The organism is Pseudomonas sp. CK-NBRI-02, from assembly GCF_008124495.1.
GTDB classification, from domain to species: Bacteria; Pseudomonadota; Gammaproteobacteria; order Pseudomonadales; family Pseudomonadaceae; genus Aquipseudomonas; species Aquipseudomonas guariconensis.
In genome coordinates this window covers 1-25612 of record NZ_VSJH01000004.1, presented here as the reverse complement: position 1 = coordinate 25612, position 25612 = coordinate 1, and the positions used below count along the sequence as shown (strand labels likewise).

At 59.4% G+C, this 25612-nt stretch carries 27 protein-coding genes and 6 pseudogenes; 18 read left to right on the top strand and 15 right to left on the bottom strand.

The features are described from left to right. Positions 1-213 precede the first annotated feature (213 nt). Positions 214-458 (top strand): annotated as a pseudogene (locus DQ397_RS24915) (CPCC family cysteine-rich protein). Between the two features lie 39 nt (positions 459-497). Here DQ397_RS24915 and DQ397_RS03585 read toward each other — a convergent pair. Then, positions 498-788, bottom strand: coding sequence for a hypothetical protein (locus DQ397_RS03585; protein ID WP_230387447.1), 291 nt, complete (start codon positions 786-788; stop codon positions 498-500). A gap of 71 nt (positions 789-859) precedes the next feature. Between DQ397_RS03585 and DQ397_RS03580 the strand changes: the two are divergent. The 8 genes and pseudogenes from DQ397_RS03580 to DQ397_RS24905 all read left to right on the top strand — a co-directional run. Continuing rightward, positions 860-1102, top strand: a pseudogene (locus tag DQ397_RS03580) (transposase); the annotation flags it as partial. A 16-nt stretch (positions 1103-1118) separates the two neighbouring features. Further along, positions 1119-1214 (top strand): hypothetical protein, encoded by a 96-nt coding sequence (locus tag DQ397_RS24910; protein WP_148921477.1) that lies wholly within the window; start codon positions 1119-1121, stop codon positions 1212-1214. Positions 1215-1282: 68 nt separating this feature from the next. Then, the gene (locus DQ397_RS03570) at positions 1283-1525 is read left to right on the top strand and encodes a hypothetical protein (RefSeq protein WP_148921476.1); all 243 of its coding nucleotides are present in this window, start codon (positions 1283-1285) and stop codon (positions 1523-1525) included. Beyond that, positions 1522-1914 (top strand): hypothetical protein, encoded by a 393-nt coding sequence (locus tag DQ397_RS03565; protein ID WP_148921475.1) that lies wholly within the window; start codon positions 1522-1524, stop codon positions 1912-1914. The genes DQ397_RS03570 and DQ397_RS03565 overlap by 4 nt, the downstream gene beginning before the upstream one ends. Positions 1915-1987: 73 nt before the next feature. Beyond that, positions 1988-2314 (top strand): annotated as a pseudogene (locus DQ397_RS03560) (hemagglutinin repeat-containing protein); the annotation flags it as partial. Between the two features lie 128 nt (positions 2315-2442). Next, positions 2443-2853 carry a hypothetical protein gene (locus DQ397_RS24450; protein WP_178113770.1) on the top strand — a complete coding sequence of 137 codons (411 nt, stop codon included), beginning with the start codon at positions 2443-2445 and terminating at the stop codon, positions 2851-2853. Next, entirely contained in the window at positions 2850-3086 is a 237-nt protein-coding gene (locus DQ397_RS03555; RefSeq protein ID WP_043214700.1) for a hypothetical protein, read from the top strand. The genes DQ397_RS24450 and DQ397_RS03555 overlap by 4 nt, the downstream gene beginning before the upstream one ends. Before the next feature lie 162 nt (positions 3087-3248). Further along, a pseudogene (locus DQ397_RS24905) lies at positions 3249-3533 on the top strand (polymorphic toxin type 50 domain-containing protein). Between the two features lie 459 nt (positions 3534-3992). Here DQ397_RS24905 and DQ397_RS03540 read toward each other — a convergent pair. Further along, positions 3993-4211, bottom strand: a pseudogene (locus DQ397_RS03540) (transposase); the annotation flags it as partial. Between DQ397_RS03540 and DQ397_RS24900 the strand changes: the two are divergent. The 3 genes and pseudogenes from DQ397_RS24900 to imm45 form a co-directional block, all read left to right on the top strand. After that, a pseudogene (locus tag DQ397_RS24900) lies at positions 4149-4334 on the top strand (hypothetical protein); the annotation flags it as partial. The pseudogenes DQ397_RS03540 and DQ397_RS24900 sit on opposite strands and share 63 nt — an antisense overlap. A gap of 18 nt (positions 4335-4352) precedes the next feature. Beyond that, the gene (locus DQ397_RS03535; protein ID WP_080642149.1) at positions 4353-4790 is read left to right on the top strand and encodes a barstar family protein; all 438 of its coding nucleotides are present in this window, start codon (positions 4353-4355) and stop codon (positions 4788-4790) included. Positions 4791-5149: 359 nt separating this feature from the next. Further along, positions 5150-5467 (top strand): Imm45 family immunity protein, encoded by a 318-nt coding sequence (gene imm45 / locus DQ397_RS03530; RefSeq protein ID WP_080642150.1) that lies wholly within the window; start codon positions 5150-5152, stop codon positions 5465-5467. Here imm45 and DQ397_RS03525 read toward each other — a convergent pair. Continuing rightward, entirely contained in the window at positions 5433-5768 is a 336-nt protein-coding gene (locus DQ397_RS03525) for an OprD family outer membrane porin (protein WP_080642151.1), read from the bottom strand. The genes imm45 and DQ397_RS03525 overlap by 35 nt on opposite strands. Before the next feature lie 487 nt (positions 5769-6255). Here DQ397_RS03525 and DQ397_RS03520 point away from each other — a divergent pair, with 487 nt between their 5' ends. Together DQ397_RS03520 and abaF are read left to right on the top strand one after the other, a co-directional pair. Beyond that, a complete protein-coding gene (locus DQ397_RS03520) occupies positions 6256-6915 on the top strand; it encodes a GntR family transcriptional regulator (RefSeq protein ID WP_043214741.1) in 660 nt (219 codons plus the stop codon). 285 nt (positions 6916-7200) lie between these two features. Further along, the gene (gene abaF, locus DQ397_RS03515; RefSeq protein WP_043214705.1) at positions 7201-8562 is read left to right on the top strand and encodes a fosfomycin efflux MFS transporter AbaF; all 1362 of its coding nucleotides are present in this window, start codon (positions 7201-7203) and stop codon (positions 8560-8562) included. Between the two features lie 31 nt (positions 8563-8593). On the opposite strand, the gene DQ397_RS03510 is transcribed toward abaF, so the two are convergent. The 6 genes from DQ397_RS03510 to DQ397_RS03485 form a co-directional block, all read right to left on the bottom strand. Next, entirely contained in the window at positions 8594-9877 is a 1284-nt protein-coding gene (locus DQ397_RS03510; protein ID WP_043214708.1) for an FAD-binding oxidoreductase, read from the bottom strand. A gap of 82 nt (positions 9878-9959) precedes the next feature. Next, positions 9960-10619 (bottom strand): GntR family transcriptional regulator, encoded by a 660-nt coding sequence (locus DQ397_RS03505; RefSeq protein WP_043214709.1) that lies wholly within the window; start codon positions 10617-10619, stop codon positions 9960-9962. A gap of 95 nt (positions 10620-10714) precedes the next feature. Further along, positions 10715-12292 (bottom strand): aldehyde dehydrogenase (NADP(+)), encoded by a 1578-nt coding sequence (locus DQ397_RS03500; protein WP_043214711.1) that lies wholly within the window; start codon positions 12290-12292, stop codon positions 10715-10717. A 106-nt stretch (positions 12293-12398) separates the two neighbouring features. Further along, complete coding sequence (locus DQ397_RS03495; protein WP_043214714.1) at positions 12399-13346, bottom strand: dihydrodipicolinate synthase family protein; 948 nt, start codon at positions 13344-13346, stop codon at positions 12399-12401. Positions 13347-13418: 72 nt separating this feature from the next. Beyond that, positions 13419-14351 (bottom strand): 4-hydroxyproline epimerase, encoded by a 933-nt coding sequence (locus DQ397_RS03490; protein WP_043214715.1) that lies wholly within the window; start codon positions 14349-14351, stop codon positions 13419-13421. Positions 14352-14578: 227 nt separating this feature from the next. Further along, complete coding sequence (locus DQ397_RS03485) at positions 14579-15292, bottom strand: AraC family transcriptional regulator (RefSeq protein ID WP_324834976.1); 714 nt, start codon at positions 15290-15292, stop codon at positions 14579-14581. A gap of 476 nt (positions 15293-15768) precedes the next feature. On the opposite strand from DQ397_RS03485, the gene DQ397_RS03480 reads away from it, so the two are divergent. The 3 genes from DQ397_RS03480 to DQ397_RS03470 all read left to right on the top strand — a co-directional run bounded on the left by DQ397_RS03480 (position 15769) and on the right by DQ397_RS03470 (position 18965). Further along, on the top strand, positions 15769-17394 hold the full coding sequence (locus DQ397_RS03480) for an APC family permease (RefSeq protein ID WP_043214720.1): 1626 nt from the start codon (positions 15769-15771) through the stop codon (positions 17392-17394). 92 nt (positions 17395-17486) lie between these two features. Continuing rightward, on the top strand, positions 17487-18497 hold the full coding sequence (locus tag DQ397_RS03475) for an Ldh family oxidoreductase (RefSeq protein WP_043214722.1): 1011 nt from the start codon (positions 17487-17489) through the stop codon (positions 18495-18497). Positions 18498-18773: 276 nt separating this feature from the next. Then, positions 18774-18965, top strand: coding sequence for a YhfL family protein (locus tag DQ397_RS03470; RefSeq protein WP_043214725.1), 192 nt, complete (start codon positions 18774-18776; stop codon positions 18963-18965). A 151-nt stretch (positions 18966-19116) separates the two neighbouring features. Here DQ397_RS03470 and DQ397_RS03465 read toward each other — a convergent pair whose 3' ends face one another. The 6 genes from DQ397_RS03465 to DQ397_RS03440 form a co-directional block, all read right to left on the bottom strand. Further along, positions 19117-19608 (bottom strand): GNAT family N-acetyltransferase, encoded by a 492-nt coding sequence (locus DQ397_RS03465; protein WP_043214726.1) that lies wholly within the window; start codon positions 19606-19608, stop codon positions 19117-19119. A gap of 116 nt (positions 19609-19724) precedes the next feature. Further along, on the bottom strand, positions 19725-20195 hold the full coding sequence (locus DQ397_RS03460; RefSeq protein ID WP_043214728.1) for an Lrp/AsnC family transcriptional regulator: 471 nt from the start codon (positions 20193-20195) through the stop codon (positions 19725-19727). Between the two features lie 23 nt (positions 20196-20218). Next, positions 20219-21523: an FAD-binding oxidoreductase gene (locus DQ397_RS03455; RefSeq protein WP_043214730.1), complete on the bottom strand. Its 1305-nt coding sequence runs from the start codon at positions 21521-21523 to the stop codon at positions 20219-20221. 80 nt (positions 21524-21603) lie between these two features. Continuing rightward, positions 21604-22443 carry an ABC transporter substrate-binding protein gene (locus tag DQ397_RS03450; protein ID WP_043214731.1) on the bottom strand — a complete coding sequence of 280 codons (840 nt, stop codon included), beginning with the start codon at positions 22441-22443 and terminating at the stop codon, positions 21604-21606. A 60-nt stretch (positions 22444-22503) separates the two neighbouring features. Beyond that, on the bottom strand, positions 22504-23268 hold the full coding sequence (locus DQ397_RS03445; RefSeq protein WP_043214733.1) for an amino acid ABC transporter ATP-binding protein: 765 nt from the start codon (positions 23266-23268) through the stop codon (positions 22504-22506). Between the two features lie 15 nt (positions 23269-23283). Further along, positions 23284-24249, bottom strand: coding sequence for an amino acid ABC transporter permease (locus DQ397_RS03440; RefSeq protein ID WP_043214736.1), 966 nt, complete (start codon positions 24247-24249; stop codon positions 23284-23286). Between the two features lie 328 nt (positions 24250-24577). Between DQ397_RS03440 and DQ397_RS03435 the strand changes: the two genes are divergently transcribed. After that, positions 24578-25612 (top strand): cache domain-containing protein (locus tag DQ397_RS03435; protein WP_148921474.1); only part of this gene is annotated, 1035 nt, incomplete at its 3' end.

Here is a 25612-nt window from a genome sequence, read left to right as displayed (position 1 = left end):
TTTGAATACGGTGGGCGACATCAGTCGATTCGCGGTCAATCAGGCGCTGCAAAACATCACCAGCACGGCAAAGACCAATGCACGAGGGGACACACTTAGATATGACCCAGGTACAAGTACATTTGGTGTGTTACAGCAAGATGGTGCACCTAGAACGATGTTTCCTCCTACTGATGGAATTAACTACTGAAATCGGCAATAGGAGATTAAGCAGTGAGACACCCTTGCCCTTGTTGTGAATTTTTGACGTTTGATGAGAGTCCTCCAGGAACTTTTGAGATTTGCCCTGTTTGTGGGTGGGAAGATGACGATGCACAATTCCGTGATCCGACTTACGATGGGGGGCGAATTCCGTCAGCCTTGAGCAGGCCAGAATTAATTTCGTTACGATCGGCGCTGTCGACAAAAAATTCCTGAACTCTGTCCGTGAGCCATTTGTGGAAGAAATTCCGGACTAACTCGGTGCAAAAGCGACAGGATATGACTCATAAATAGCTTCATAGTCGCTCTCGTTGTAGGAACAGGAGATATCCTGTGGGCATCGGGAAACCATAGGCCCAGCCTTGGGCATTGTGGTTGCCGATCTTGATCTCGGCGCGGCACACGGGCTGTACGCTGACCAGCGTCCAGCCATCTGCGCCCAACGGAGCCAGCACGTCCTGGATCAGGTTGCCCTCGAGTAGAGCGGCTAAGTCTGGTTCCAGAATCGGGTCATTCGACGTGAAGAAGCTGGCACCTTTCCGGTTGCTCTTGAAGGGGATGGCCACATGCATCAATGCGATGTTCATAACGCTTATGAATCGCCGCTGGTTTCGTAGACACCTCCAAGCCTCATAATGAGGCCCAAATAGGAGGTGTCATGAGTCGTCAGCGTTACCCTGAAGAATTCAAGATCGAAGCGGTCAAACAAGTGACCGAGAAAGGCAAGCCTGTCGCCGATGTTGCCCAGCGTTTGGGCATGTCCGTTCACAGTCTCTACGCCTGGATCAAGCTCTACAGCAAACCCCAAGATCAGCGTCAGCAAGACGATGACCAGCAAGCCGAACTGCGCAAGCTGCGTGCTGAACTCAAGCGCGTGACGGAAGAGCGAGACATCTTAAAGTTTCGATTACATCGAGATGTTCTATAACCCAAAACGTCGACACAGCAGTGCTATGCAGCTGTCGCCAGTAGAGTATGAGAAACGCTATTTTCTGAGCTTGGAGAGTGTCTAGGAAAGCAGGGGCGATTCAATGACGTTGAGCAACTGGCTAATACTGGTAAAAAAGGAGCCAACCCGGATTTGCGTATCAATGGAGAGTTGGCTGATGTTGCATCTCCGAGAACTGGCAGTGTAGGTTCTGTGCTGATGACAATAGGTGATAAGGTCAAAAAGCAGGCCAGTAGCATAGTAATTAACTTGGCTGACTCTCCTTTGACTATCAATCAAGTGGGAGATGCCTTGAGCCTTAAGCCGGTTGAAGGTTTGAAAAAGTTATACCTCATGAAGGGTGGGGAGTTCAAAGTGATTGAGGTTGTGAAATGACAGTAACTATGAGTCTTGAGATAGAGTCTGGTATTGCTTTGGGTGAAGTTTCCCAGGTGCTATCTGAGTTTGGGGCTGATGTTTGTTCTGAGAGTGACGGTGTGTCAGGGAATTTTGAAATTTCTAATACATATTTTGTATTTTGTGAATGTGATGGTTTAAGTGAGGTGGTAACTGAAGGGGCGAATTTAAGTTGGAATGTGGGGGTGAGAGGTGCATTTCATTGTCCAATCGACTCTTTGGCAGCGAGCGCTAATGAAATTAAGCATTTTTTGAGTTTTTTATCTGAGAAAAAAACGTGCAAATTTATTCTTTCTTTTCAGTATGAAAGCGTATATGCAATTCGGGACGAGAATGGGCTTCGTTTCTTAAAGGAAATGGTGGGCTAATGGTGCACAGGGGGTAGTGAGTATCAGGCGACGTTATGAGGAGGTGCTGCAGCGAAGTGCAGATTGAGTTTGAGGCAGCGAAATCAGCGCGGGCGCCGACATCACCTTGCGCAGCGGCGGTGACCAGAAATACCAAGGTGCCAAACTCGACAGCGGTAACGACATCGCCATTGTCAGTGGTGGCAGCGTCACCTTCGAAGCAGTGAAAGACCTGCACCAGGAGAGCCATGAGAAGAGTAAAGGCGATCTGGCCTGGCAGTCATCCAAAGGCAAGGGCCAAACCGATGAGACGCTGCGCCAGACCCAGCTGATTGCCCAAGGCAACGTCGCGATCAAGGCCGTGGAAGGGCTGAAGATCGACATCAAGCACATTGACCAGCAGAGCGTGAGCCAGGCCATCGCTTACGGCATGAGGATGTCAGGGCTGCTGTTGGAGTACTCCTGACTTCCCAGTCGAATGATGAGGCGATCACTGCCATTCAGCAGGAGTTGATCCGGCTGAAGTATGGAGATCGTACGGCTTTCGCTTTGCAAGTCTTGCAAATGGCGGCAGCTGGTAATCTCGCGAAAAATGCTAAAGTAGGTGCAAAAGCAACCTCCAGCGCATTGCGAAGCTTTGGTGGGCGCACGGTTGATGACCTCGTCTCAGCGGCTGCAAATCCTATTAATAAGGAAGGTCTGACAGAGGCCGCTAGAGCCCTGACAAAACATGCATCTGGGCAGCGCTCAACTGGAACATTCCCTAAGCTTTCAGGTGGGATTGAAAAGCAAAATGCTACCGCTCAAGGAATTGTTAATGAAATTCTCAAACATCCTGACGCAACCTTTAAAAATTTGAGTCGGGGTGGGCTAGAGGTGAGAACGCCAGATGGTAGAGGGCTACGGTTCAATAGTGATGGCTCATTCTCGGGTTTCTTAGATCCAAAGGTGCAGCTATGAAACTTGACAGCAACCCTGACTTTGAGATTTTTGGGTTTAGCGATAGCCGCTATGAGAAGTTGACTATTGAAATTCAGTATAAGGGAGAGTCGGTAGCTCAAATTAATCAGGATAAAGGAGTGGATAAATTAGAACTTGAGGTGTTTGCTGACTTGAATGGCTCAGTTCTAAAAATCCCGCTGGCTGGTTTCTTAGAATCAATAATTTTGGCGAAGAGGTCGATTGAGGGGTAGTGGCAATATGATGAAAATGAGACACCCACTAGCCGGCCACGCGTCAAGACTCAAAGCTACCCGCTCTGCTTTTTAACGGCAGAGTTTCTCCTGGGCCGAGTCTGATGGGTGTAGTGGTTTACTAGGTTTTTTGGTGCAAAAGCAACTGCTACAGTCCCAGAAATAAAATGGAGCGCTCAAGAAAAACATTTCCCTGGGCATAATTTATATACGTCCGGACGAAGCATATTAACTTCTGACCCAAGAATGCTGGCGGAAAAGGCAGGCACTGGACAGCAGGTCGGGAATCTTCCAGTAGGAGCGCTAGGATCAAAATAAAGAGTGAGCTTTGGCGGGGCTATTGGCAATTATGTTGATCCTGTGACAGGAAAGGCTATGCCAACTTCCAATGGAATTATTCACTATTCTAAAGATGGGATTAACAGTTTCGGTGAGGCCGTGATATGAATATCGATGCTGTGGTTTTTGCCAGGCTCTCTCTGCAAAGAGCGCTTTTGGGTTGTGTTTCAGCTAATATGCGGGCAGTTGTATTCACTCTGAAAGGGCATCGTCTGAATGTAAGATTTTATATTGGTGGGGAGATTTCAGGGGGTGACTCTGAACTGTCCTCTTTTATTGAAGCAGAGGCTGTTGCGGATTATTGTTCTGAGTGTGAGGTTACGGCGGAGTGCCTAAGAGTAGATTATCCAGCACCGATTGAGGACTCTGGGGTTTGGGTTTTTCAGAGGCAAGAACCTCCTGTTTAAATAAGGTGGACTTAAGGATGGTCTGAAGTAGCCCGAAATTTCCCGGTCACTTCGCCATCAGCGATTTCAAAAACGACGGCTGGTCAAAACATGATCAAATCCGTCGTTTGTTTCATGATTTTTGGTTGCCGCGAGTGCCTCGCAGCAACCATTCCGCGCATTACAGGCGCACCTCTCCTGCATTCGCCAGTAAATGTCGGGGAGCCATCCACAGGTTCGAAAGGGCAAATAACGTGACCATCTGCGCCGTATTCTTGGCCAGGCCGCGGAAGCGCACTTTCACGTAGCCGAACTGGCGCTTGATCACCCGGAACGGGTGCTCGACCTTGGCCCGCACCTGCGCCTTGGCCTTCTCGATTTTGCGCTTGGCCTTGTATATCGAAACGACTGCTCTATATTCCAGAATCGTGCATCGGATTTGCCAAAAAAACGAGCCGGTTATTACATCGAATACGTCCATCCTACGCCAGGTATTGTAGGGCCAGGGCCACAGCGAATCGTCGTAGGGAAAGGCGGCGAAATGTATTACACAGCCGACCACTGCAAAACCTTCATTCAGATTAAAATCGGAGGCCTGTCGAAAATGTTGCCATTCAAGTTTGTGGACATCCCGCCTTCATACGACGCGGCTGAGGTTTTTTATGTGCGGATTGACCCCTCCATCGGAGTTGCAGAAGAATTAATAAGGGCACTGTATTATCTGCTTTGGTTGCCGGGGTATTTTGGGTTTAACTGGGATGCCTTATATGATTGCTTAAGAGATCTCAGCTGGATTCCATGCCACAAGATCGTTCTTGTGCATGTGACTCTGCCAGAATTGCCAAGAGAGGATCTACAAGTATACCTTGAGGTTTTGCGTGATTCGGCCCTTGATTGGGCTGGTGACGAAGGGCACGAAATAGAAGTGGTCTTTAGAGATATTGATAGGCTTACGGTAGAAGATTTGCTGAAGAAATAGATTAAGCCGTTGGTGCAAAAGTTCCTTACCAGGCGGCCAAACTGTTGCTCAGTTTGAGAAGAACTTGTCTAGATTACCCCCCCCGGGGGAGCGGGTAGCTCAGATCAAGAACGCAGCTTCTAGCGTGACGGTCGCTAATGGATTAGTTAAGGATAATAAGCTGTCTAAACTAAATGGGCGCGATGTATATAAGTCGGGTGACGGCAATTTGTATGCTCTAGGCACCCAGTACGGACGCTTGAGGTTATCGATCCTAAAAATGGCAAGCACCTAGGGAAGTGAACTTTGAATTCAAAAAAACAAAACCTGCCGATAAGGCTGGTGGCCATAATCTGAAAATTAAATAACCGGAGGTTAGGGTGAGATTGGTTGATCACAAAAGTCGCTCTTTTGCACGCGGCAGCATATTTAGAGCGCGCGGAAAGTATCCATACGAAGAGCTTGTGGATTTTATGGTATTCGATAGTCAGATTGAAGATAGGCCGTATGGATTAATTGTCACTTCCGGTTACAAGGCTGGATTGATACTGGTCTACTTGCCTATGGAAAGCTCTTCTGTGGATGGCGGGCTCGATAAAGAATGGGTAGTGTCTAACTGGGGGAGGTGGATCTATCCTGACTGTGATGTTTTGGATGTTTATTTCATTGATAGGTATGAGTCTGTATCGGTGGTTTGATGTTCCAGAATGGCCAAGTGAAGCAACAAGCCATTGAAAATGGTGCCAACCTGCTCAGGTCGTTACGAAGCTGCCAGGACTTTTTCCTAGAGCCTTTAAATTTGGAGTACTGCATGGAATTTAGTAAGAAAATTGAATCTCCGCTTCGGTCGGTATCGCCAAAGTCCACATAGTCAAATAGCTGGTCCCCCGGCTGCTGGTAGGCGAGGGTTATCGTATGGGGGGAATTATAGGTTATCTCAATGCCGCGAACAGCGGTGTCGATCGTGCCCGAGTTTGCATTTCCGCTAGCTGGCGGCATATGGTTTCTCTGGTCGTGATTGTTGACCCACGCAGATTACTAGCGCTTGCGGTAATCGCTGTTTTCGTAAGAGCTCCATGAATCCCCATTCAAAGCGCTTATCTGATAATGGTGCTGGCTCCCGATTTTTTCCGGAGCCTATTGGCTGACGCATTGCTCATTTTCCAAGTGCGCCAGAAGCTAAGAGAATCAGCCTAGTCGCATTAATTTCCGAAAAATCGCATTTATTTCGAAAACCGACACCTGATCGGCGACGTCCATCAACGAACGCACCGTCACCTCGGTCGATACCCGCAGCGTCAACGACCGCATCCACAAGGAAATCGCCAACAACGCCGTACGCATCGAATCGCGGTGAGCTGGGCATCAGCGCCGGTCGCGATGTGCTGATCAGCGCCGCCGCGAAGGCACTGGGTTGGCGCCGGTCGTGCCGCGTATCGTATAAGATATCCACACTGTATTGCCTCTGGATGCCGCCGTGCCGATCCTGCCCCGCAAAGCCCCCAATCTGGGTGTCACACCCTCGACCTCTGAAATCATCGCCGAGCACCTGCGTGAAGCGATCATTTCCGGGCATCTGGCCGAAGGCGAGCCGGTGCGTCAGGACGACATCGCCCAGGCGTTCAACGTGAGCAAGATCCCGGTGCGCGAAGCGCTCAAGCGCCTGGAGGCGGAAGGGCTGGTGGATTTTCACCGCAACCGTGGCGCCTTGGTGACCAAGATTTCCGAGCCTGAGCTGGCGCAGATGTTCGAGGTGCGTGTGCTGCTGGAGGTCAAGGCCATCCGCCTGGCGGTGCCGAACATGACCGAAGAGACGTTCCAGAAAGCGGAAAGGATTTGCGCCGAGTTCATTGGCGAGGATGACATTGGCCGCTGGGCCGAACTGAACTGGGCGCTGCATGCATGTCTTTATGAGCCCGCGCAAAGGCCATTTTTGGTGGGCTTGATCCGCTCGATTCACGACAAGGTCGAGCGCTACCTGCGCATGCAGATGAGCCTGTCAGCCGGCAAGGAGCGCGCCGATCACGAACACCGGGACATCGTCGCCGCGTGCCGAAACCGCGATGCCGACCTGGCCGCACAGCTGATCGAAGCGCACATCGACGGCGTCTGCCAGAGCCTTTACGAGCACTTGCCCCATCGCTGAGCGACCGGCGCTGAGGCTGATCCCTTCTGTGGCATCGCCTGCCATATTGCTTCCTCCCGTAACAGTCCCTCGGGGCCGCCCGGCCCTGTGCGGCATGTCCCGTTTTACCCGATAGCCCTGTAGCAGCGCGCCCTGCGCCGCTTTGCCCGAAGCCGGGCGAAGTGCTGGCCCCATTCTTGCTCGGGTAAAATCGTATACGAAATACGATATAACAAAAGTGGACGATCCATCCCCGGACATTGGGGCCGGACGCCGAAGACGAACGATCAACGGAGCGGAACATCGATGACCTCTACGACCTCTGTGGCATCCAAAACGCTTGACCGTAAGGCGGACCATGCGCCCGCCGGTATCAAACGCGTGGTGGCTGCCGCCATGGCCGGCGCTGTGGCGGAGTGGTACGAATTCTTCCTTTATGGCACGGCCTCGGCCCTGGTCTTTGGCCAGTTGTTCTTCCGTCAGACCGGCAGCGCGATGGATGGCATCATCGCGGCCTTCGCACTGTATGCCGTGGGCTTTCTGGCGCGGCCTTTGGGGGGATTGGTGTTCGGCCACTATGGCGACAAGCTGGGGCGCAAGCACCTGCTGCAGATCAGCTTGGTGGTGGTGGGCATCACGACCTTCCTGATGGGCTGCCTGCCCACCTTCGAAAAGATCGGCTATGCCGCCCCGGTGCTGTTGGTGTTGCTGCGACTGATCCAGGGCTTTGCCTTCGGGGGCGAGTGGGGAGGCGCGGTGCTGTTGGTGTCCGAGCACAGCCCGGACAACCGTCGGGGGTATTGGGCCAGTTGGCCCCAGGCGGGTGTTCCGGCCGGTAACCTGATTGCCACGGTCATCCTGCTGATCCTGTCCTCGAGCCTCTCGGAGGCGCAGTTCCTCGATTGGGGCTGGCGAGTGGCGTTCTGGTTCTCCGCGGTCGTGGTTCTGATCGGCTATTGGATCCGCAAGCGGGTGGATGATGCGCCGATCTTCAAGGAGGCGCAGGCGCGCCAACAGAAAGTGGCGCAGACGCAACTGGGCGTGGTGGAGGTGTTGACCAAGCACTGGCGTGCGGTGCTGATCGGCATCGGCGCGCGGTTTGCCGAGAACATTCTTTATTACACCGTGGTGACCTTCTCCATTACCTACCTCAAGCTCGTGGTGCACAAGGACACCTCGCAGATTTTGCTGCTGATGTTCGGCGCGCACCTGCTGCATTTCTTCATGATTCCGGCCATGGGGTACCTGTCGGACATCATCGGGCGCAAGCCGGTGTACCTGGTCGGGGCGGTGCTGACCGGGTTCTGGGGCTTCGTTGGCTTTCCGATGATGGACACCGGCAATGAGTGGCTGATCATGGCCGCGATCACCTTGGGCCTGGCCATCGAGTCCATGACCTACGCGCCTTACTCAGCGCTGATGGCGGAGTTGTTCCCGACCCACGTCCGCTACACGGCGCTGTCGCTGTGCTACCAGGTCGCACCGATCCTGGCGGGTTCGCTGGCGCCGCTGATCGCGGTGACTTTGCTCAAGGAGTACAACAGCTCGACGCCGATTGCCTGGTACTTGGTGGGGGCTGCGCTGATCTCGATCGTCGCGGTGGCCGCGACCCGCGAGACCCGGGGCAAGTCATTGCGGGCGGTGGACGAGGAGTTGGCCAAGCGCTGAGACGCTGGGGGCTGAAAAGCAGCCCCCGACTTCAGAACCGATCCAAACGGTAAGGCGCAAGCGCAGGCAACTGCCCAGCACCAGCGGGCACCGATCCCGTCATGGAGGCAACCAGTTCGGCAGTCGTCGCTGCCTGGGTAAGCCCCAGGTGCTGGTGACCGAAGGCGAGCAAAACCTTGCCGTCGCAGGCCTGGTCGATCACCGGCAGCGAGTCCGGCAGGGACGGACGAAAGCCCATCCAGGTGCTCGCCGCTTCTACATTCAGCGCGTTCTTGAACAGCCCCTCGGTCAGCCGATGCAGTTGCCAGGCCCGCCGCATGTTCGGCGCTCGCTCCAGCCCTGCGAACTCCACGGTGCCGGCCAGGCGCAAGCCGCCTTGCATGGGCGTCATGATGAAGCGGCGCTCCAGGGAAGTGACAGCCATGGGCAGGCGGCCGTGCTCGTTGGGCAGCATCAGGTGATAGCCGCGTTCGGTGTCCAGCGGCACGCTCTTGCCGGTCAGTTGCTGGGTAAGTTTGGCGGAGTGGGCACCGCAGGCAATCAATGCTTTTCGGGCGTTGACCTCGCCCTTGTCGGTGCGCAGCACAACGCCATCGGCGTGCACCCGGGCACCCTCGACGCGCTGGCGGGCGAAGTGAACACCCTTGTTCTGGGCCGCTTGCACCAGCGCCCTCACCACCTGGTGAGGGTCGATGAAATGACCGGTCGCGGGGAAAAACAGTGCGCCCTGGATCGATTCGGACAACTGCGGCGCCACATTTCGCACGGCGTTGGCGTCCCAGAAATCGACGGGCACGCCCTGAGCCTGCATCTTCTGCTTGAGCGCGTCGATCGCGGTGCGCGATTCAGGGCGTTCGAAGACCAGCAGGGAGCCGTCTTCCTTGAGCAACTGCGTGTTTGCAATGGAGCCCAGCAGGCGGCGCCAGGCATCCAGGCTCGCCTCGTTGAGTGCGCGCAGGGCGGCGACGCTGTTGCGGTAGGGGCGTTGACGCAGGTTCAGCAGCAAACGTGTGAACCAGGGCAGGGCTTTGGGCAGGTAACGCCAGTCCAGGCGCAGTGGGCCCATCGGGTCCAGCAGCATGGCCGGCAAGCGCTTGAGGATGGACACGTCAGCGATGGGGAAGACCTGTTCGGTGGCCAGATGACCGGCATTGCCAAAGGATGCCCCCTGGCCCGGCTCATCCCGGTCGAGCACCAGCACCCGATGGCCCTGGCGCGACAAGGCCAGGGCGCAGGCCACGCCTACGATGCCGGCGCCGACCACGGCGATGTCATAGACCTCGTGACCGTTGCGGTGAAGTTCGTTTGAAAGCATCTGCTCACACCTCGGTGATCGTAGATTTTATACAATTGTCGTGTTCAAACCGCGCCCTGGCGACGAAGCTCAGGGCAGGGGGTCAGTGGTTCAGGCTGTTTTCCAGGACCGCGACGATGCCCTCGCAGGCTTCGCGGATGTGGCGGTCCAATAGGCGGCAGGCCGCCTCGATGTCTTTGTTGCGAGCATGTTCCAGCAGTTCTCGGTGCTCTTTTTCGGCTTTCTGGATTTCCCGCGTGTAGAGCAGCTGCATGCGGATGTAGCGATCGCACTTGGTATTGAGGTGCGTGATCATCGCCAGGGTTTCCGGCAACTGGGCCGGCGAGTACAAGGCAGTGTGGAAGGCGAAGTTCAGCTCGCTCCAGTTGTCGATGTCGCTGCCTGAATCCAGTGCGGCATCGTATTGGTCCAGCAGGCGCTCGGCCCGGTCGAGTTCGCTTGGGGTCAGTTTCGGTATGGCCTGCGCCAGGGCCCGGCATTCGAGCAATACGCGCAGGTCGAAGAGTTCGCGGATGGTGGCGGTGGAGAGTTCGGTGGTGAATGCGCCCCGATGCGGATGGAACTGCACCAGCCCTTCGGCCTCGAGGGTCAGCAGCGCCTCGCGCACGGGGATCCGGCTGACGTCGTAGTCCCGCGCGAGCGCGTCCTGGCGCAATTGGGTGGCGCCTTTGAACTCACCGCTGAGGATGCGTTTGCGAAGATCGTCCGCAACGTGCTGGGCACGTGTCTTGAAGCTAGCCATAGTACTGTTCGAGAACCCGATTGGAATTTGCATATTGTATGCAAAGGGCAAAACCGCATCCACCGACGTCCTGTAGGTGGATGCGCTATTGCCGGTCAGCTAACCCGCTGGCCGTTGACCAAGCGGCTGAGGTTCAGCGGGTTGCCCTGCTTGATCGCCGTTGGCAGAAGGCTGTCGGGGAAGTTCTGGTAGCACACCGGACGCAGGAAACGCAGGATCGCTGCGGTGCCCACCGAGGTGCTGCGGGCATCGGAGGTGGCCGGGAACGGGCCTCCGTGGACCATCGCATCGCACACTTCAACACCCGTCGGCCAGCCATTGATCAGGATGCGTCCGGCCTTGCGTTCCAGGGTTGGCAGTAGTTTGGCAACCGCGTCGGTATCGGCATCGTCCATGTGCACGGTGGCCGTGAGCTGGCCTTCGAGTTGCTCAGCCACTTGCCTGGCCTGGGCCAGGTCGTCGCACTCGACGATCAGCGAAGAGGAGCCGAACACCTCGGCCTGCAGGGTGTGGTCACGCATGAAGTCGTGGGCAGTGGTCACGAACAGGTGCGATTGGCACTGGTTGTGGCCTTCGCTCTCGGCACCTTTGGCTTGCAGGCGTGCATTGGCATTGGCTGCCAGGGCTTGGACGCCCGTGCTGTAGGCCTTGTAGATGCCGGGCGTGAGCATGGTCTGGGTTGGGCTCTTGGCGATGGCAGTGCTGGCGGTGGCGATGAAGTCGTCCAGGGCAGGGCTCTTGACTGCGATCACCAGGCCCGGATTGGTGCAGAACTGGCCGGCGCCCTGGTTGAGGGAGGCGACGAAGCCTTCGGCGAGCGCGGCGCCGCGGTTGGCCAGTGCCGACTCGAACAGGAATACCGGGTTGATCGAGCTCATTTCGGCATACACCGGAATGGGCTCGCGGCGTGCCTGGGCGGCCTGGGTCAGGGCTACGCCACCGCTGCGCGAGCCGGTGAAGCCGACGGCCTTGATGCGTGGATCATTGACCAGGCCAATGCCGATTTCGGTACCGGAGCCATACAGCAGCGAGAACACCCCTTCGGGCAGTTCGCAATCCTGAACGGCCTGCTGGATGGCGCGGCCAACCAGTTCGCTGGTGCCCGGGTGGGCGCTGTGGGCCTTGACGATCACCGGGCAGCCGGCGGCGAAGGCCGAGGCGGTATCACCACCGGCCACCGAGAAGGCCAGGGGGAAGTTGCTGGCGCCGAACACCGCCACAGGGCCTAGGGCGACATGACGCTGGCGCAAGTCCGGACGCGGCAGTGGCTGGCGCTCAGGCAGCGCTTCGTCCACACGCACGTCGAGCCATTCGCCGGCACGGACGGTGCGGGCGAAGGTGCGCAGTTGGAAGCAGGTGCGACCGATTTCGCCCTGGATGCGTGCTTGCGGCAGCCCGCTTTCAGCCACGGCGCGCTGGACCAGCGTGTCGCCGAGGGCTTCGATGTTCTGGGCGATGCGTTCGAGGAAGGCGGCACGTGCTTCAAGCGAGGTATCGCGATAACGGTCGAAGGCTTCCCAGGCCAGGCTGCAGGCGAGCTCGACATGCTCACGGCTGCCGCCTGGATAGGCCGGTTCGAGCTGCGCGTTGGTGGCGGGGTTGATGGCGAAGACCGGGGCTTGTGTACCGGCGATGGCGCGTTGGCCGATCAGCAGGTTACCTGAAAGACTCATGGGGCTCTCCTGAGGTCGGGAAAGACGGATTCCCGCGTCGGGCGGGACGGTGAGGACGGCGCGCCAAAGGGGGCGCGCCGCCTCAGGGAGGTGACGCCGGGCGGGGTCAGACCAGGTTGTTTTCAACCGACCAGCTGGCGTACCAGCGGCGGAACTGGGCGTACTGGTTCTCCGCGTAGCGGCGCTGGCTGTCGCTCAGCACATCGGTGGCATTGAAGTGCAGGGTGTATTCCTTGTCGCCGTTCAGGACCATCAGGTGCTTGTAGTACAGCACCAGGTCCACGCCTTCGTCGAAGGACGACAGGATCGCCAGCGCGCCTTCGAGCTCCAGGGCCAGGCGACGTGCCCTGGCATCACCCACGGCCGCTTCCTTGCACAGCTTGATCAAGAGCAGCACTTCACGTGGCAGTGCGTTGCCGATGCCGGTGATTGCGCCGGTGGCGTTGCACTTGACGAAACCGTGGAAGACCTGGGTGTCGACGCCTGCCATCAGCGTGACTTCTTCATCCTTGGAAGTGATGAATTCGGCGGCGTAGCTCATGGCGGCCGCGCCACCGAACTCTTTGAAGCCGATCAGGTTCGGGTGTTCGCGGCGCAGTTCGAAGAACAGGTCGGCGCGGGTGGCGAAGCCGTAGTGGGGGCTGTTGTAGATCACCGCCGGCAGGTTCGGCGCCGCGTTCAGGATGGCCTTGAAGTGTTCCTTCTGGGCCGGGATGGACGAGCCACGGGACAGTACGCGTGGGATGACCATCAGGCCGTGGGCGCCGACCTTGGCGGCGTGAGCGGCATGGGAGACGGCTTCACGGGAGTTGACCGCGCCAGTGCCGACGATGGTCGGGATGCCAGCGGCGACCAGGCGGGCCACGCCTTCCTGGCGCTCGGCTTCGGTCAGCAGCGGCCAGTCACCCATCGAGCCGCAGTACACCACGGCGCTCATGCCGATATCGATCAACTCGCGGCCCTTTTTCACCAGCGCGTCGAAGTCTGGCTTGCGGTCCGGGGTGCAGGGGGTCATCAGGGCAGGAATGCAGCCAGTGAAGATGTTGTCAGTCATTGTGGGCTCCTTGAAGCATTCATTCAGGTCGGTCGTGAAGGAGGCGCGCATCGCACGCGACGCGCGTGGGTGTTATTGGCAGATGCCCCAGGCGAAGGGGTCCTGCTCGTCGATCAGCAGCTGGCTGTCGGCGGTGACATGGGCGCGGCCGGTGATCGAAGGGCGGATGCGCTCGCCTTCCTGTTCATAACGGCCTTCGAATCGGCTGCCGGTAATGCTGGCCTGGACCCAGGTCTGGCCTGGGGCGAGCTTGCCGTCGGCGGCCAGGCACGCGAGCTTGGCGCTGGTGCCGGTGCCGCAGGGGGAACGGTCATAGGCCTTGCCCGGACACATCACGAAGTTGCGGCTGTCGGCCTGCGGGTCGGCGGCAAACAGTTCGACGTGGTCGATCACGCCGCCGTCCTCGCCGAAGATGCCGCTGGCCTCCAGAGCCTGGAGGATCGCCCAGGTGTAGGCGGTCAGCGCTTCGACGTTGGCCAGTTCCAGCACCTGGCCGTGGTCGGACACCAGGAAGAACCAGTTGCCGCCCCAGGCGATGTCGCCACGCACTTCGCCATAGCCAGGCACCTGGACCGGCACATCATGGCGGTAGCGGTAGGCCGGCACGTTGCGCACGGTGACGGCGCCATCGGCGTGCAGAGTGGCGTTGACCGGGCCGACGGGGGTGTCGATCTTGTGCTCGCCTGGTTCGATCATCCCCAGGTAATGCAGCGAGGCGACCAGGCCGATGGTGCCGTGGCCGCACATGCCCAGATAGCCGGTATTATTGAAGAAGATGACTCCGCAGGTGGCGTCCGGCGAGACGGGCTCGCAGTAAAGGGCGCCGACCAGCACATCATTGCCGCGTGGCTCGAGCAGGGTCGCGCGGCGCCATTGGTCATGGTCGTTACGCAATGCGTCGCGCTTCTGGCTCATGGTCTGGCCGGCGACGGCAGGGAAGCCGCTCATGACCAGGCGGGTAGGTTCGCCGCCGGTGTGGGAGTCGATGACATGGATGCTTTTCATTGAAATTGTAAATCCTCTGAACGCATTCGCCGGGGGGCTGGGATGGGCGGATTGCAGATTTTATACAATGTAGATTTTATACAATCAACCCCCTCATGCGTTCCCTCGGCGGATATCGATACCTGTGCAAGCGTGTTCAGCCGAGAGTGCGGTGGTGAGTTCAGCCCCGTATTTGCGGGGTGAACCCGCGCCCACAGTGACGTGCGGTCAGGTGTTTTGTCCGATGGTCAGCTGCGGGTTGCCTGTCGGTACTGGCGCGGGGTGAAGCCCGTCATGGTCTTGAACTGGCGCGAGAACGCGCTGTGGTCGGTGTAGCCGCAGCGCAGGGCGATCTCGGTGATCGGCAGGTCGGTGCGCAGCAGCAGGTGCGCCTGCTCGAGGCGTGCCTTGTGGATCATCTGCCGGGGCGTGAGGTGGAAGATGCGTTTGCAGTACCGCTCCAGTTGCGCCACCGAGAGGCCGGCGACTTCGGTCAGGTCGTCCAGCGTGATCGGGCGGTGGTAGTGCTCGCGGATGTACGTGTCCACCGCCGACAGCCGCTGGTACGCCGGGTGAGCCTGGGCGGCTGACTGCAGGTCGACGGAAATGCCGATCAGCCCCATCACCTCGCCGCGGCGATTGAGAATCGGGCGCTTGTGGGTCAGGCACCAGCCCGGCTCCTGGCTGCCGTACAGGTGCACCTCCAGTTGATCCTGCAGTACCAGGCCGCCTTCCAGGACGCGACGGTCCTGCTCGGTATAGCCCGGCCCGAGCTGCGCGGGAAAGACTTGCGCGCTGGTGCGTCCGAGCAGGGGGGCGAGGGACTTGAGGCCACAACGCTCGACCAGCGTGCGGTTTGCCATCAGGTAACGGGCCTGGGCGTCCTTGACGAAGATCACCGCATTGGGAATGGCGTCGAGCATGGGCTGCATCAGCGAGATGCAGGCCATCAGCTCCTTCATGTCTTTCGGCCGGTGGGCGGTGAGGCCTTCGCTGAAGGTGGAGAAATGCTGCTCGGGCATGGTGCGTGTCCTGAGAGAGCGAAGGCAGCCTGGGGTGCTTTCGACAGGGGCTGTGTTTGCCGTTCAGGATGCCTCGGCGGCTGGCCCTCGCGTCAAGTCGTGGCTGCAAATTGTGCTGAATTCGTCATCAGGGCTGATGAAAACCATCAAGCAATCGTGGCCGCGATCAGTTCAACCTAAAAAAGACAGAGCGTGCCAGGCACCTCGTCGGACCCTTCGATCCACAGGCGGCCATAGACCACCCGCCTCTCTGGGACGGGGTTTGTTCACCCATCGCTTAAAAACAGAGCGCCACGCACCGGACACCCGGTGAGCGCGCATTCTCGAATCGAGAGGCTGCAACTTCACCGCCCAAGCACACTGATCTGCAACACAGTTTCTGCCTATTTCAATAATCCACAAAAAAGGGCTTAGCTATGTCAGGCCAAGGTAAATTCAAGAAACAACTGTCGCTGATGGACTTGACGTTCATCGGTCTGGGGGCCATTTTCGGCTCCGGTTGGCTGTTCGCCGCCAGCCATGTGTCGGCCATCGCAGGCCCGGCAGGCATCATCTCCTGGTTGATCGGCGGCTTCGCCGTGCTGCTGCTGGGCATCGTCTACTGCGAATTGGGCGCCGCCTTGCCGCGCGCCGGTGGCGTGGTGCGCTATCCGGTGTTTTCCCACGGGCCCTTGCTGGGCTATCTGATGGGTTTCATCACCATCATCGCGTTCTCGAGCCTGGTGGCGATCGAAGTCGTCGCCTCGCGTCAGTACGCCGCGGCCTGGTTTCCACAACTGACCCATCCGGGTACCAATGACGCGACCCTGGCCGGCTGGCTGGTGCAATTCGCCCTTTTGTGCCTGTTCTTCGTGGTCAACTACCGCAGCGTCAAGACCTTCGCCAAGGCCAACAACCTGATCAGCACGTTCAAGTTCATCGTGCCGCTGCTGGTCATCGTCGTGCTCTACAGCTTCTTCCGCCCGGAAAACCTCGAGGTCCAGGGCTTCGCGCCGTTCGGCATGTCCGGCATCGAAATGGCGGTCTCCGGGGGTGGCATCATCTTCGCGTACCTGGGGCTGACGCCAATCATCTCGGTGGCCAGCGAAGTGCGTAATCCGCAACGAACCATTCCTATCGCGCTGATCCTCTCGGTGCTGTTGTCCACCGCCATCTATGTGCTGCTGCAAGTGGCGTTCCTGGGCAGTGTGCCGACCGAGATGCTGGCTAATGGCTGGGGCCTGATCAACAAGGAGTTCTCGCTGCCTTACCGCGACATCGCCGTCGCCTTGGGCGTGGGTTGGCTGGCTTACCTGGTGGTCGCCGACGCGGTGATCTCGCCGAGCGGCTGCGGCAACATCTACATGAACGCCACGCCACGGGTCATCTACGGCTGGGCGCGGACCGGCACCTTCTTCAAGGTGTTCACCCGCATCGACGAGAAATCCGGCATCCCGCGCCCGGCGTTGTGGCTGACCTTCGGCCTGTCGATCTTCTGGACCCTGCCGTTCCCTTCCTGGGAGGCGCTGATCAACGTGGTATCGGCAGCCCTGGTGCTGAGCTACGCGGTCGCTCCGGTCTCGGTCGCCGCCTTGCGCCGCAGCGCACCCGACCTGGAGCGCCCATTCCGCGTCAAGGCCATGAGCGTGCTGGGGCCGGTGTCGTTCATCATCGCTTCGTTGATCGTCTACTGGTCGGGCTGGAGCACGGTGTCCTGGCTGCTGAGCCTGCAGATCCTGATGTTCGTCGTCTATCTGTTGGCCGGCCGTTTCGTGCCCACCGAACACCTGTCGCTCAAGCAGCAAGTGCATTCGTCGCTGTGGCTGGTGGGCTTCTACGCGATGATCATCGTGTTCTCCAAACTCGGCAGTTTCGGTGGCATCGGCGTGCTCGCCCATCCGCTGGACAATGTCGTCGTTGGCCTGTGCTCCTTGGGCATCTACTACTGGGGCGCACGCACCGGCGTGCCGGCACACCTGTTGCGTCTGGATGCCGATGAAGAGGAAGAACAACCGAACGTCCAGCCAAGCGCCAAAGGATTCACCACCGCCCACGCACGCTGAGTCGCAGGTCGACTCCGCCACGCCTGGCATTTTCACGCACGCACCGCGGCAGCCTAGGGCTGCCGCGGTCGCATTCAGGGAGTAAATCGCAAATGAATGACAGGGTCCACATGACGCTCGAAGAGGTCCATGCACTGGCCGTCAGCGCGCTGTTGGCCAACGGCATGTCCACTGCCCACGCCCAGGCCATCGCCGAAGTGATCACCCAAGGTCAACGCGACGAGTGCCATTCCCATGGCCTGTACCGGGTGCTGGTGTGCGTGCGTTCGCTGCGATCTGGCAAGGTCGATCCGGCGGTGCTGCCGACGCTGCATGACGTCGGGCCTTCGATCGTCAAGGTCGATGCCCACCAGGGCTACTCGTTGCTGGCCTTCCAGACCGGCCTTCCCGTGCTGGTGGAAAAGGCCCGTCGGCAGGGCATTGCTGCCCTGGTGATTCGCAACTGCTTCCACTTTTCTGCATTGTGGCCGGAGGTGGAGGCCATCGCCGCCCATGGCCTGGTCGGCATGGCGATGACCCCGAGCCACAGCTGGGTAGCGCCGGCAGGAGGCAAGCGGGGCGTGTTCGGCACCAACCCGTTGGCGTTCGCCTGGCCGCGCCCGGCTGGCGAGCCGTTCGTCTTCGACTTCGCCACCAGTGCCATCGCCCGGGGGGATATCGAGCTGCATGCGCGGGAGGGCAAGCCGATCCCCGATGGCTGGGCGCTGGACAGCGAGGGCCAGCCGACCAACGACGCCAGCGCTGCGCTGGCCGGCGCGATGCAGACCTTCGGTGGACACAAGGGATCGGCCCTGGCAGCCATGATCGAGCTGCTGGCAGGCGCACTGATTGGCGACATGACCAGCCTTGAGTCCATGGCCTTCGATGGCGGCGCCGGTGCCACGCCGTGCCATGGCGAACTGTTGCTGGCGTTTGACCCCAAGGCGTTTCTCGGCGACGACCTCGAAGCCGGGTTGCAGCGGGCAGAGCATCTGTTCGCCGCCATCACCGACCAGGGGGCACGCTTGCCTTCCCAGCGGCGCTTCAATGCTCGCAAGCGCTCGTTGGCCCAAGGCGTCTGGGTGAATCGTCAGGTCGTCGAGGACATTCGACGCCTGCTGTGAAGTGGACTTCAAGCGTTACCTGAATACAACTAGGCGCTGGTTGCAACGTGCAAGTAACGTTCGAACATTTGTTTTAATCGGATGTTGCTTGCGTTGCTGTTTGCATGGCTCGCTAGTTAAAAACAATCCAATTGGATAACGGTGCGTTATGTGCGCTCAGGAAGTTGCCGACTCTTGTTATGGCACCATGAAAACGGCGTTTATTTTTTTTGACAAAGTGGTTAATATCGCGCCGCCATCAGTGCGATGGTGAATTATAAATTAAAGGATTTAGTAATGAAAAAGCTGATCAAAGCCACTGCCGCTGTTGCTGTCATTTCGGGCGTGGCCCTGCTCTCCGGCTGCACCGGCCAAGTCTACAACCAGCCAAAGAACTGCTCGTACGACTACCTGTTCCACCCATCGGTTTCCATTTCCAAAGTTATCGGTGGTTGCGGCCCGATCGACAAGCTGCCACAACAGCAGTAATTTTGGATGTACGGATTACACCTCGATTGGGTGTAATCAGAACCCCCTCTCTTAATGGAGTAGGGGGTTTTTTATTGCCCGAGCCCAACAAGTAGTGGCGTTATGATATTAGTTGTTGAGGTCCAACCATCCAAACCAAAAGCACAACTATCTAACACAGTGACTTGGCCATCTCGGCAGTGGCCTTCCATCCCTGTGCCTCATACACCGGCCGGCCAACTTCCGTTGCGTGCAGTACCCCAAAGCCAACCCCACGCGCGAGGAACTCAGCCTCGGCCAGTCGCATCAAGGCCGACGCCAACCCCCGCCGCCGGTAGGCCGGTTCGACGAACACATTGAGCACATAACCGCGCTGATCCTGGTTCGGATGGGAAGGGTGGGGCGGCCAGTCGATGCTCATCAGACCGATCGCCGCCGCGTTGACTGCTCCGTCCATCAAGGCGAACCCGTAGTAGCGCCCATCGGTCAGGCGCGGCAGCAGCCAGGGCCGAAAGTGTTCGGTCATCACACGCAGTTGCGAAGGATCGCCCCCGGCCTCCAGGAACATCCGTTCTCGGTGGTCACAGATCATCGCGTGGTCGTTCACTTCCAGCCTGCGAGGTGTCAGGCCCGAGAAATCGATATCGCAGGGGAATTCATTCATGCGCTGCACTCCGACGGAGTGACCGATGCTAGTGCAGGCCCATCCCGGGCGTTAGTGACAGATCCGCAGGAAACCGGCCATACAGTGCGTTGGACATGGATGAGCGCAACCGATGACTACAGCATCAACCGCCGGCTGAACTTGGTTTCCATGACGATATGCGAGGCGGTGTGCGCCACGCCCTTGATCATGTTGATGCGGGTGAGCTCGGCGTTGAGCTCGCCCAAAGTGTGGGTGGCCAGGTGGATGATGAAGTCTGTTTCGCCCGATACGGCATACACCGCCTGGACCGCCTCCATCTTGCGCAAGGAGGTCATCACATCGGTGTAGCTCTTGTTGGTGCAGGAGGTCATGGTGAAGCAGTTGATGGTTTGCTGCAGCTTGTCCTGGTCGATGCGCACGCTGTAGCCGGTGATCACACCGGCTTTTTCCAGGCGAGCGATGCGCTCTTGCACTGCCGAACGCGAGACGCCGAGCTTGCGTGCCAGCGAGGCGGTGGGCTCGCGCGCGTTGGCTTGCAGCAGCGCGAGCAGTTGCCGGTCTTTTTCGGTCAGGCTGAACAGTGAACCGGGGGTTTGCGCATCCATGGACGTGGGCCTTGATCAGGTGGTCAGTACTTGATGGCCCGCCGTTGCGACCGCGCCTCCTGGAACTTGTCCATCAGCTTGAGGCCGGCATAGACCGTCTGTGCCGCCGCAGGGCCAAAGGGGCCGCCGTTCCATTCCAGGCCATAGGCATCGAACAGGCGGTAGCGGTCCGTTTCGCCGCAGATGGCCTCGGCCACCACGCGCGCCCCGACAGGTGCGGTGTTCATACCATGGCCCCCAAACGATGCACAAGACCACCGCCCCGCGCCCAACGGGCCGATATGCGGCATCTTGTGGCGGGCGTAGCCCATCAGGCCCGACCAGGCCTTTTCGATCTTCAGGCCGCGCAGTTGTGGGTAGACAGCGAGGATGTCCTGGGTCAGCAGTTGCCCCAGACGCTTTTCATCCTGCAAGTTGCGCGTGGTGATGTGTCCGCCCCAGAGCAGGCGGTCGCCATCGACGATGCGGTAGTAGTCCGAGGCGCGGCGGTTGTCGCCGACTGCATCGGTGGTACGAACCACGTCCGCGAGGCGCTCGCCCAGGCGTTCGGTCAGCACCACGTAGGTGGCAATCGGCAGGAAGGCGCGACGCAGCGGGCCGAACTCTGGGCCGCCATAGCCGCCGCAGCAGTACACCACCTCAGCGCATTCGACGCTGCCCTGTGCGGTGATCACCTGATGGCGCCCGGCGCGGCTTTCGACCCGAACCATCGGCGACTGCTCATGGATCCTGCCACCTTTGAGTTCGATCAGCTCGGCCAGGCCCAGGCAGTAGTTCAGGGGATGGAAATGAAAGCCGTGGCTGTCGCGCAGCCCCTGGAAGTACCGGTCAGTGTTGAGTTTGTCGCGGATCGCCCGAGTGTCGAGGTACTCCATTTCAAAACCGAACTCGCGCGCCAGACGATCGCGCTGGCGTTGGAGGTTGTCGCCGTCGTCATAGCGCACCACGCTAAGCTTGCCCGTGGTGGGCGCGCAACCGGGTAGCCCATGTTGAGCGATCATCGCTCGCACGATGTCGACGCCTTCGAGCGAGAGGCGGAACAACGCCCCGGCCGTGTGGGTACCGCAGCGTCGTTCGATTGCCGACAGGCCTTCGGACCAGCCCTGCAGTACGAAGCCGCCGTTGCGACCGGAGGCGCCCCAGGCCACGCGGGCTGCCTCCAGCAGCACCACCGAGCGCCCTCGGGCAAGCAGCTCCCAGGCCGTGCTCAGGCCCGCCAGGCCGCCACCGATGATGCACACATCTGCCTGCGCCTTGCCCGCCAGTGTCGGGCGCGAAGGGGCAGGGCGCATGGTGGCGGTGTAATAGTTGTTGGTGTAGCTGGACATCGAGTCGGTCATCCTTTTTTCGAGGCGCAGGCGGGCCGTGCGCCCTTCGTGATGAAGGGCGTGGGCCGGGCAGTCAGGGGTTACTGGACGCGGGTAAGGTCGGTGCCGTACCACTTCTCGGAGAGTTGCTTGAGTGTGCCGTCCGACTTCATGTCGGCGATGATCTTGGCCAGTTGGGCATTGAAGGCTTCGTCACCTTTGTCCACGGCGATGGCCAGGGGCTCGTAGTAGGCGGGCTTGCCCTCCACCGGCACGATCGGATACCCGTGCTTGATGGCCCCCATCACCGTGGGCAGGGCGGACAGCGTGGCATCCAGGCGCGTGCCGTTGCCCATGCGTAGGTCGTCGAGCGGGCCCATGCTATCGCCATAGGTCTGCACGTCGCCGGGCTCGATGCTGTAGCTGAACGGCGGCACGTCTGCGGCGTCGATCTTCAGCCGACGATTGATGTAATCCTCGGAAGTGGTGCCCGCTTCGACACCGATGGTCTTGCCGTTGAGGTCGGCGACTTGGGTACCGGCGGCGTCTTTGTGCACGGCGAAGACGTATGGGGTGTAGTAGTAGATGGCAGGGAAGTCGAGCACCCGGCCACGTTCGGTGGTCGGCGTCATGGAGCCGACCGACAGGTCCCAGCGGCTGGACCAGTGCCCGGCGGTGATGATGCCGTACTCCGGCGTGACGAACGTCACCTTGCTGCCGATGCGGCGGCCGATCTCGTTGGCCACATCGATGTCGAAACCTTTCAAGGTGTTGTCCTCGCCCAGGAATGACTGGGGCGGCCAGTTCGCGGCGGTGGCCACTTTCAGGACCTTGCTTTGCTGGATTCGGTCCAGGGTCGCGCCTGCCCAGGCGGCGCAGGTGGTGATCGACAAGGCGCTGGCGACGGCGGCGGCAGCGAAGATACGAGCAACTGAGGTCATCGGTACGTCTCCGGTTACACGGTAGTGGGTGTCGAATGCGTGCGGTAGCAAGGTGTGGTTTCAGTGGCTGAGGATTTGCGAGAGGAACTCCCGGGCCCGCGCATGCTGGGGGTTGTCGAAGAAGTCGTTGGGTTTGGCCTGCTCGATGATGCGGCCTTGGTCCATGAAGATGATCCGGTCGGCGACCTTGCGGGCGAACCCCATCTCATGGGTCACGCACAGCATCGTGATGCCGTCCTGGGCCAGCTCGCCCATGACGTCGAGCACTTCCTTGACCATTTCCGGGTCCAGCGCCGAAGTGGGCTCGTCGAACAGCATGATGCGCGGGCGCATGCACAGGGCGCGGGCGATGGCGACACGCTGCTGTTGGCCACCTGACAACTGGCCGGGGAACTTGTCGGCCTGGCTCTTGATACGTACCCGATCGAGGTACTCGTAGGCCAGTGCGCGTGCCTGGGCCTCGCTGAGCTTGCTCACCAGCCGTGGGCCGAGCATCAGGTTTTCCAGCACGGTCAGGTGCGGGAACAGGTTGAACTGCTGGAACACCATGCCCACCTGGCGGCGGATCCCGGCTACGCTGTCGGCGCTGCGGGTCAACGGGGCGCCGGCGATGAGCACCTGGCCTTTCTGAAAGTCCTCGAGCAGGTTGAGGCAGCGGATCAATGTGGATTTGCCTGACCCTGAAGGGCCGCAGACGACCACGATTTCTCCGCTGGCGATCTCCAGATCGATGCCCTTGAGCACATGGAAGTCGCCGTACCATTTTTGCAGGTCACGGATCGAGACTGCAGCGTGTGGCGCCGCGCAGGCGAAGGCTTGATTCATCGTGATGCTCCTTGTTCAGCGGTGGGCGCGGTCGAAGCGTTTTTCGAGGCGGGCCTGGACGGTCTCCAGGACAATCGACAGCAGCCAATAGAGCACGGCGGCGGTGATGAGCATTTCCAGGTGGCGGAACTCGGCGCGTCCCTGGGTGCGAGCCAGGAACATCAGCTCCCAGACGCCGATCACCGAGACCAGCGAGCTGTCCTTGAGCATCGAGATGAACTGGTTGCCGGTCGGCGGAATGATCAAGCGCATCGACTGCGGCAGGATCACCCGGCTCATGGTCTGCCAGGGCGTCAGACCGATTGCCCGCGAAGCTTCCCACTGGCCCCTCGGGATGCTGCTGATACCGGCGCGGAAGATTTCAGTCATGTAGGCGCCGTAGCACAGCGACAGCGCCAGTACCCCGGCAGGCACTGCGCCGACCACGTAGCCGAGCTGTGGAATGCCCAGGTAGATCAGGTAGATCTGGATCAACAGCGGCACGCCGCGGAAGAACGACGTGTAGAAGCTGGCGATGGCGATGGCGAAGCCGTTAGTGGACAACCGCGCCGTGGCGCCCAGCAGGGCCAGGACGAACGCGATGGCAATAGACAGAGTGGAAACATAGACGGTGGTGAACACCCCTTGGGTGATCATGTAGCCGACCTTGCTGGCGATGAAGCTGTAAGACAGGTTGAAGGTGTCGAAGAACAGCAAGAACAGCACCAGCAGTTCACACCAGACCGTGATGATCTGCGCCCGCAACGGGAAGCGTCCGAGGATGAACAGGTTCAGGACCAGCGTGGTCGAGAGGGTGGCCGCCACGGCGATATTGCGCAGCAAGGGGGCTTGCAGGTCGAGCACGATCGGCCCCATGAGCCGGGCCAGGCTGCCTTCACCTACGCCAGAGAAGAGCGCGACGACGAAGATGACGACAGCGATCGTTCCCATGAACGCGACGTTATCGGTCACACGCGTTTTGACTATGTGGTCTTTGTACATTGTCTTCGTGCCTCTGCGGGGGTGAGCCCCTTTGTTGTTGTGGGTCCATTATCGGTGGGCAAAACGTCGGGCGGCACCTTGCGATCTGCATGGGTCAAAGGGTTTTTTGGGGCGTTTGTAGGAGGCGTACCCCTACAGATGCAGGTGAGCCTTTGAAATCTGCTAGGCATGAGGGCGCGCGAAGGCGTTGCGTGCCGTAGGTCGGAAAACCGCTAAGGGGTACTCAAGAACCGAGCCTGGGCAGCCGATAGCGAATGGGTAGAACCCCGCTACGGCGGGGTGAGCGTGCAACCTTCAAAAAAAAGAAAAATTACCAAGGTCTCTGAACATGAACCTGAAATTCCGCCACAAGATTCTGCTCAGTGCCTGTGGCATCGTGGTATTGGCGTTTGCCTTGTTTACCCTCTACAACGACTACCTGCAGCGCAACATCATCCGCCAGAACATCGAGTCGTCCGTGCAACAGGCGGGCGCCCTGACCGCCAGCAGCGTGCAGAACTGGATGTCCGGACGCATCCTGGTACTGGAAAACCTGGCCCAGGACATCGCCCAGCAGGGCGCCGGCGAGAACTTGGCCGGGTTGATCGAGCAACCGTCCTACACCAGTAACTTCCTCTTCACCTACCTGGGCCATGCCACTGGCGTGTTCACCCAGCGTCCCGACACGCAGATGCCCGATGGCTACGACCCGCGCCAACGGCCTTGGTACAACGCGGCAACCAGTGCCGGCCATACGGTGATCACAGCTCCCTACCAAGGCGCTGTCGGTGGCCTGATGGTCACCATTGCCTCGCCCGTCAAAAGCCGCGCCGACGGCGCCCTGCTTGGGGTGGTCGGTGGCGACCTGACCCTGGATACCTTGGTGAAGATCATCAATTCGGTAGACTTCGGCGGCATCGGCCACGCCTTCCTCGCCGATCGCAACGGCCAGGTCATCGTCAGCCCCGACAAGGACCAGTTGATGAAGAACCTCAAGGACATCTACCCCGATGCCGCCTTGAAGGTCGAGCCAGGTATGCAGGACGTCACCCTCAACGGCCAGGATCGGATCATCTCCTTCGCTCCGGTCGAAGGCCTGCCTTCGGCGCAGTGGTATATCGGTCTGTCCATCGACAAAGACAAAGCCTACGCCGCACTGAGCCAGTTCCGTACTTCGGCGATCATCGCCATGCTCATCGCCGTGGCTGCCATCGCCGGCCTGCTGGGCCTGCTCATCCCGGTGCTGATGCGTCCGCTGACCACCATGGGCCGCGCCATGCAGGACATCGCCGAAGGCGAAGGCGACCTGACCCGCCGCCTGGCGGTGCAGCACAAGGACGAGTTCGGCGAGCTGGCCACGTCGTTCAACCGCTTCGTCGAGCGC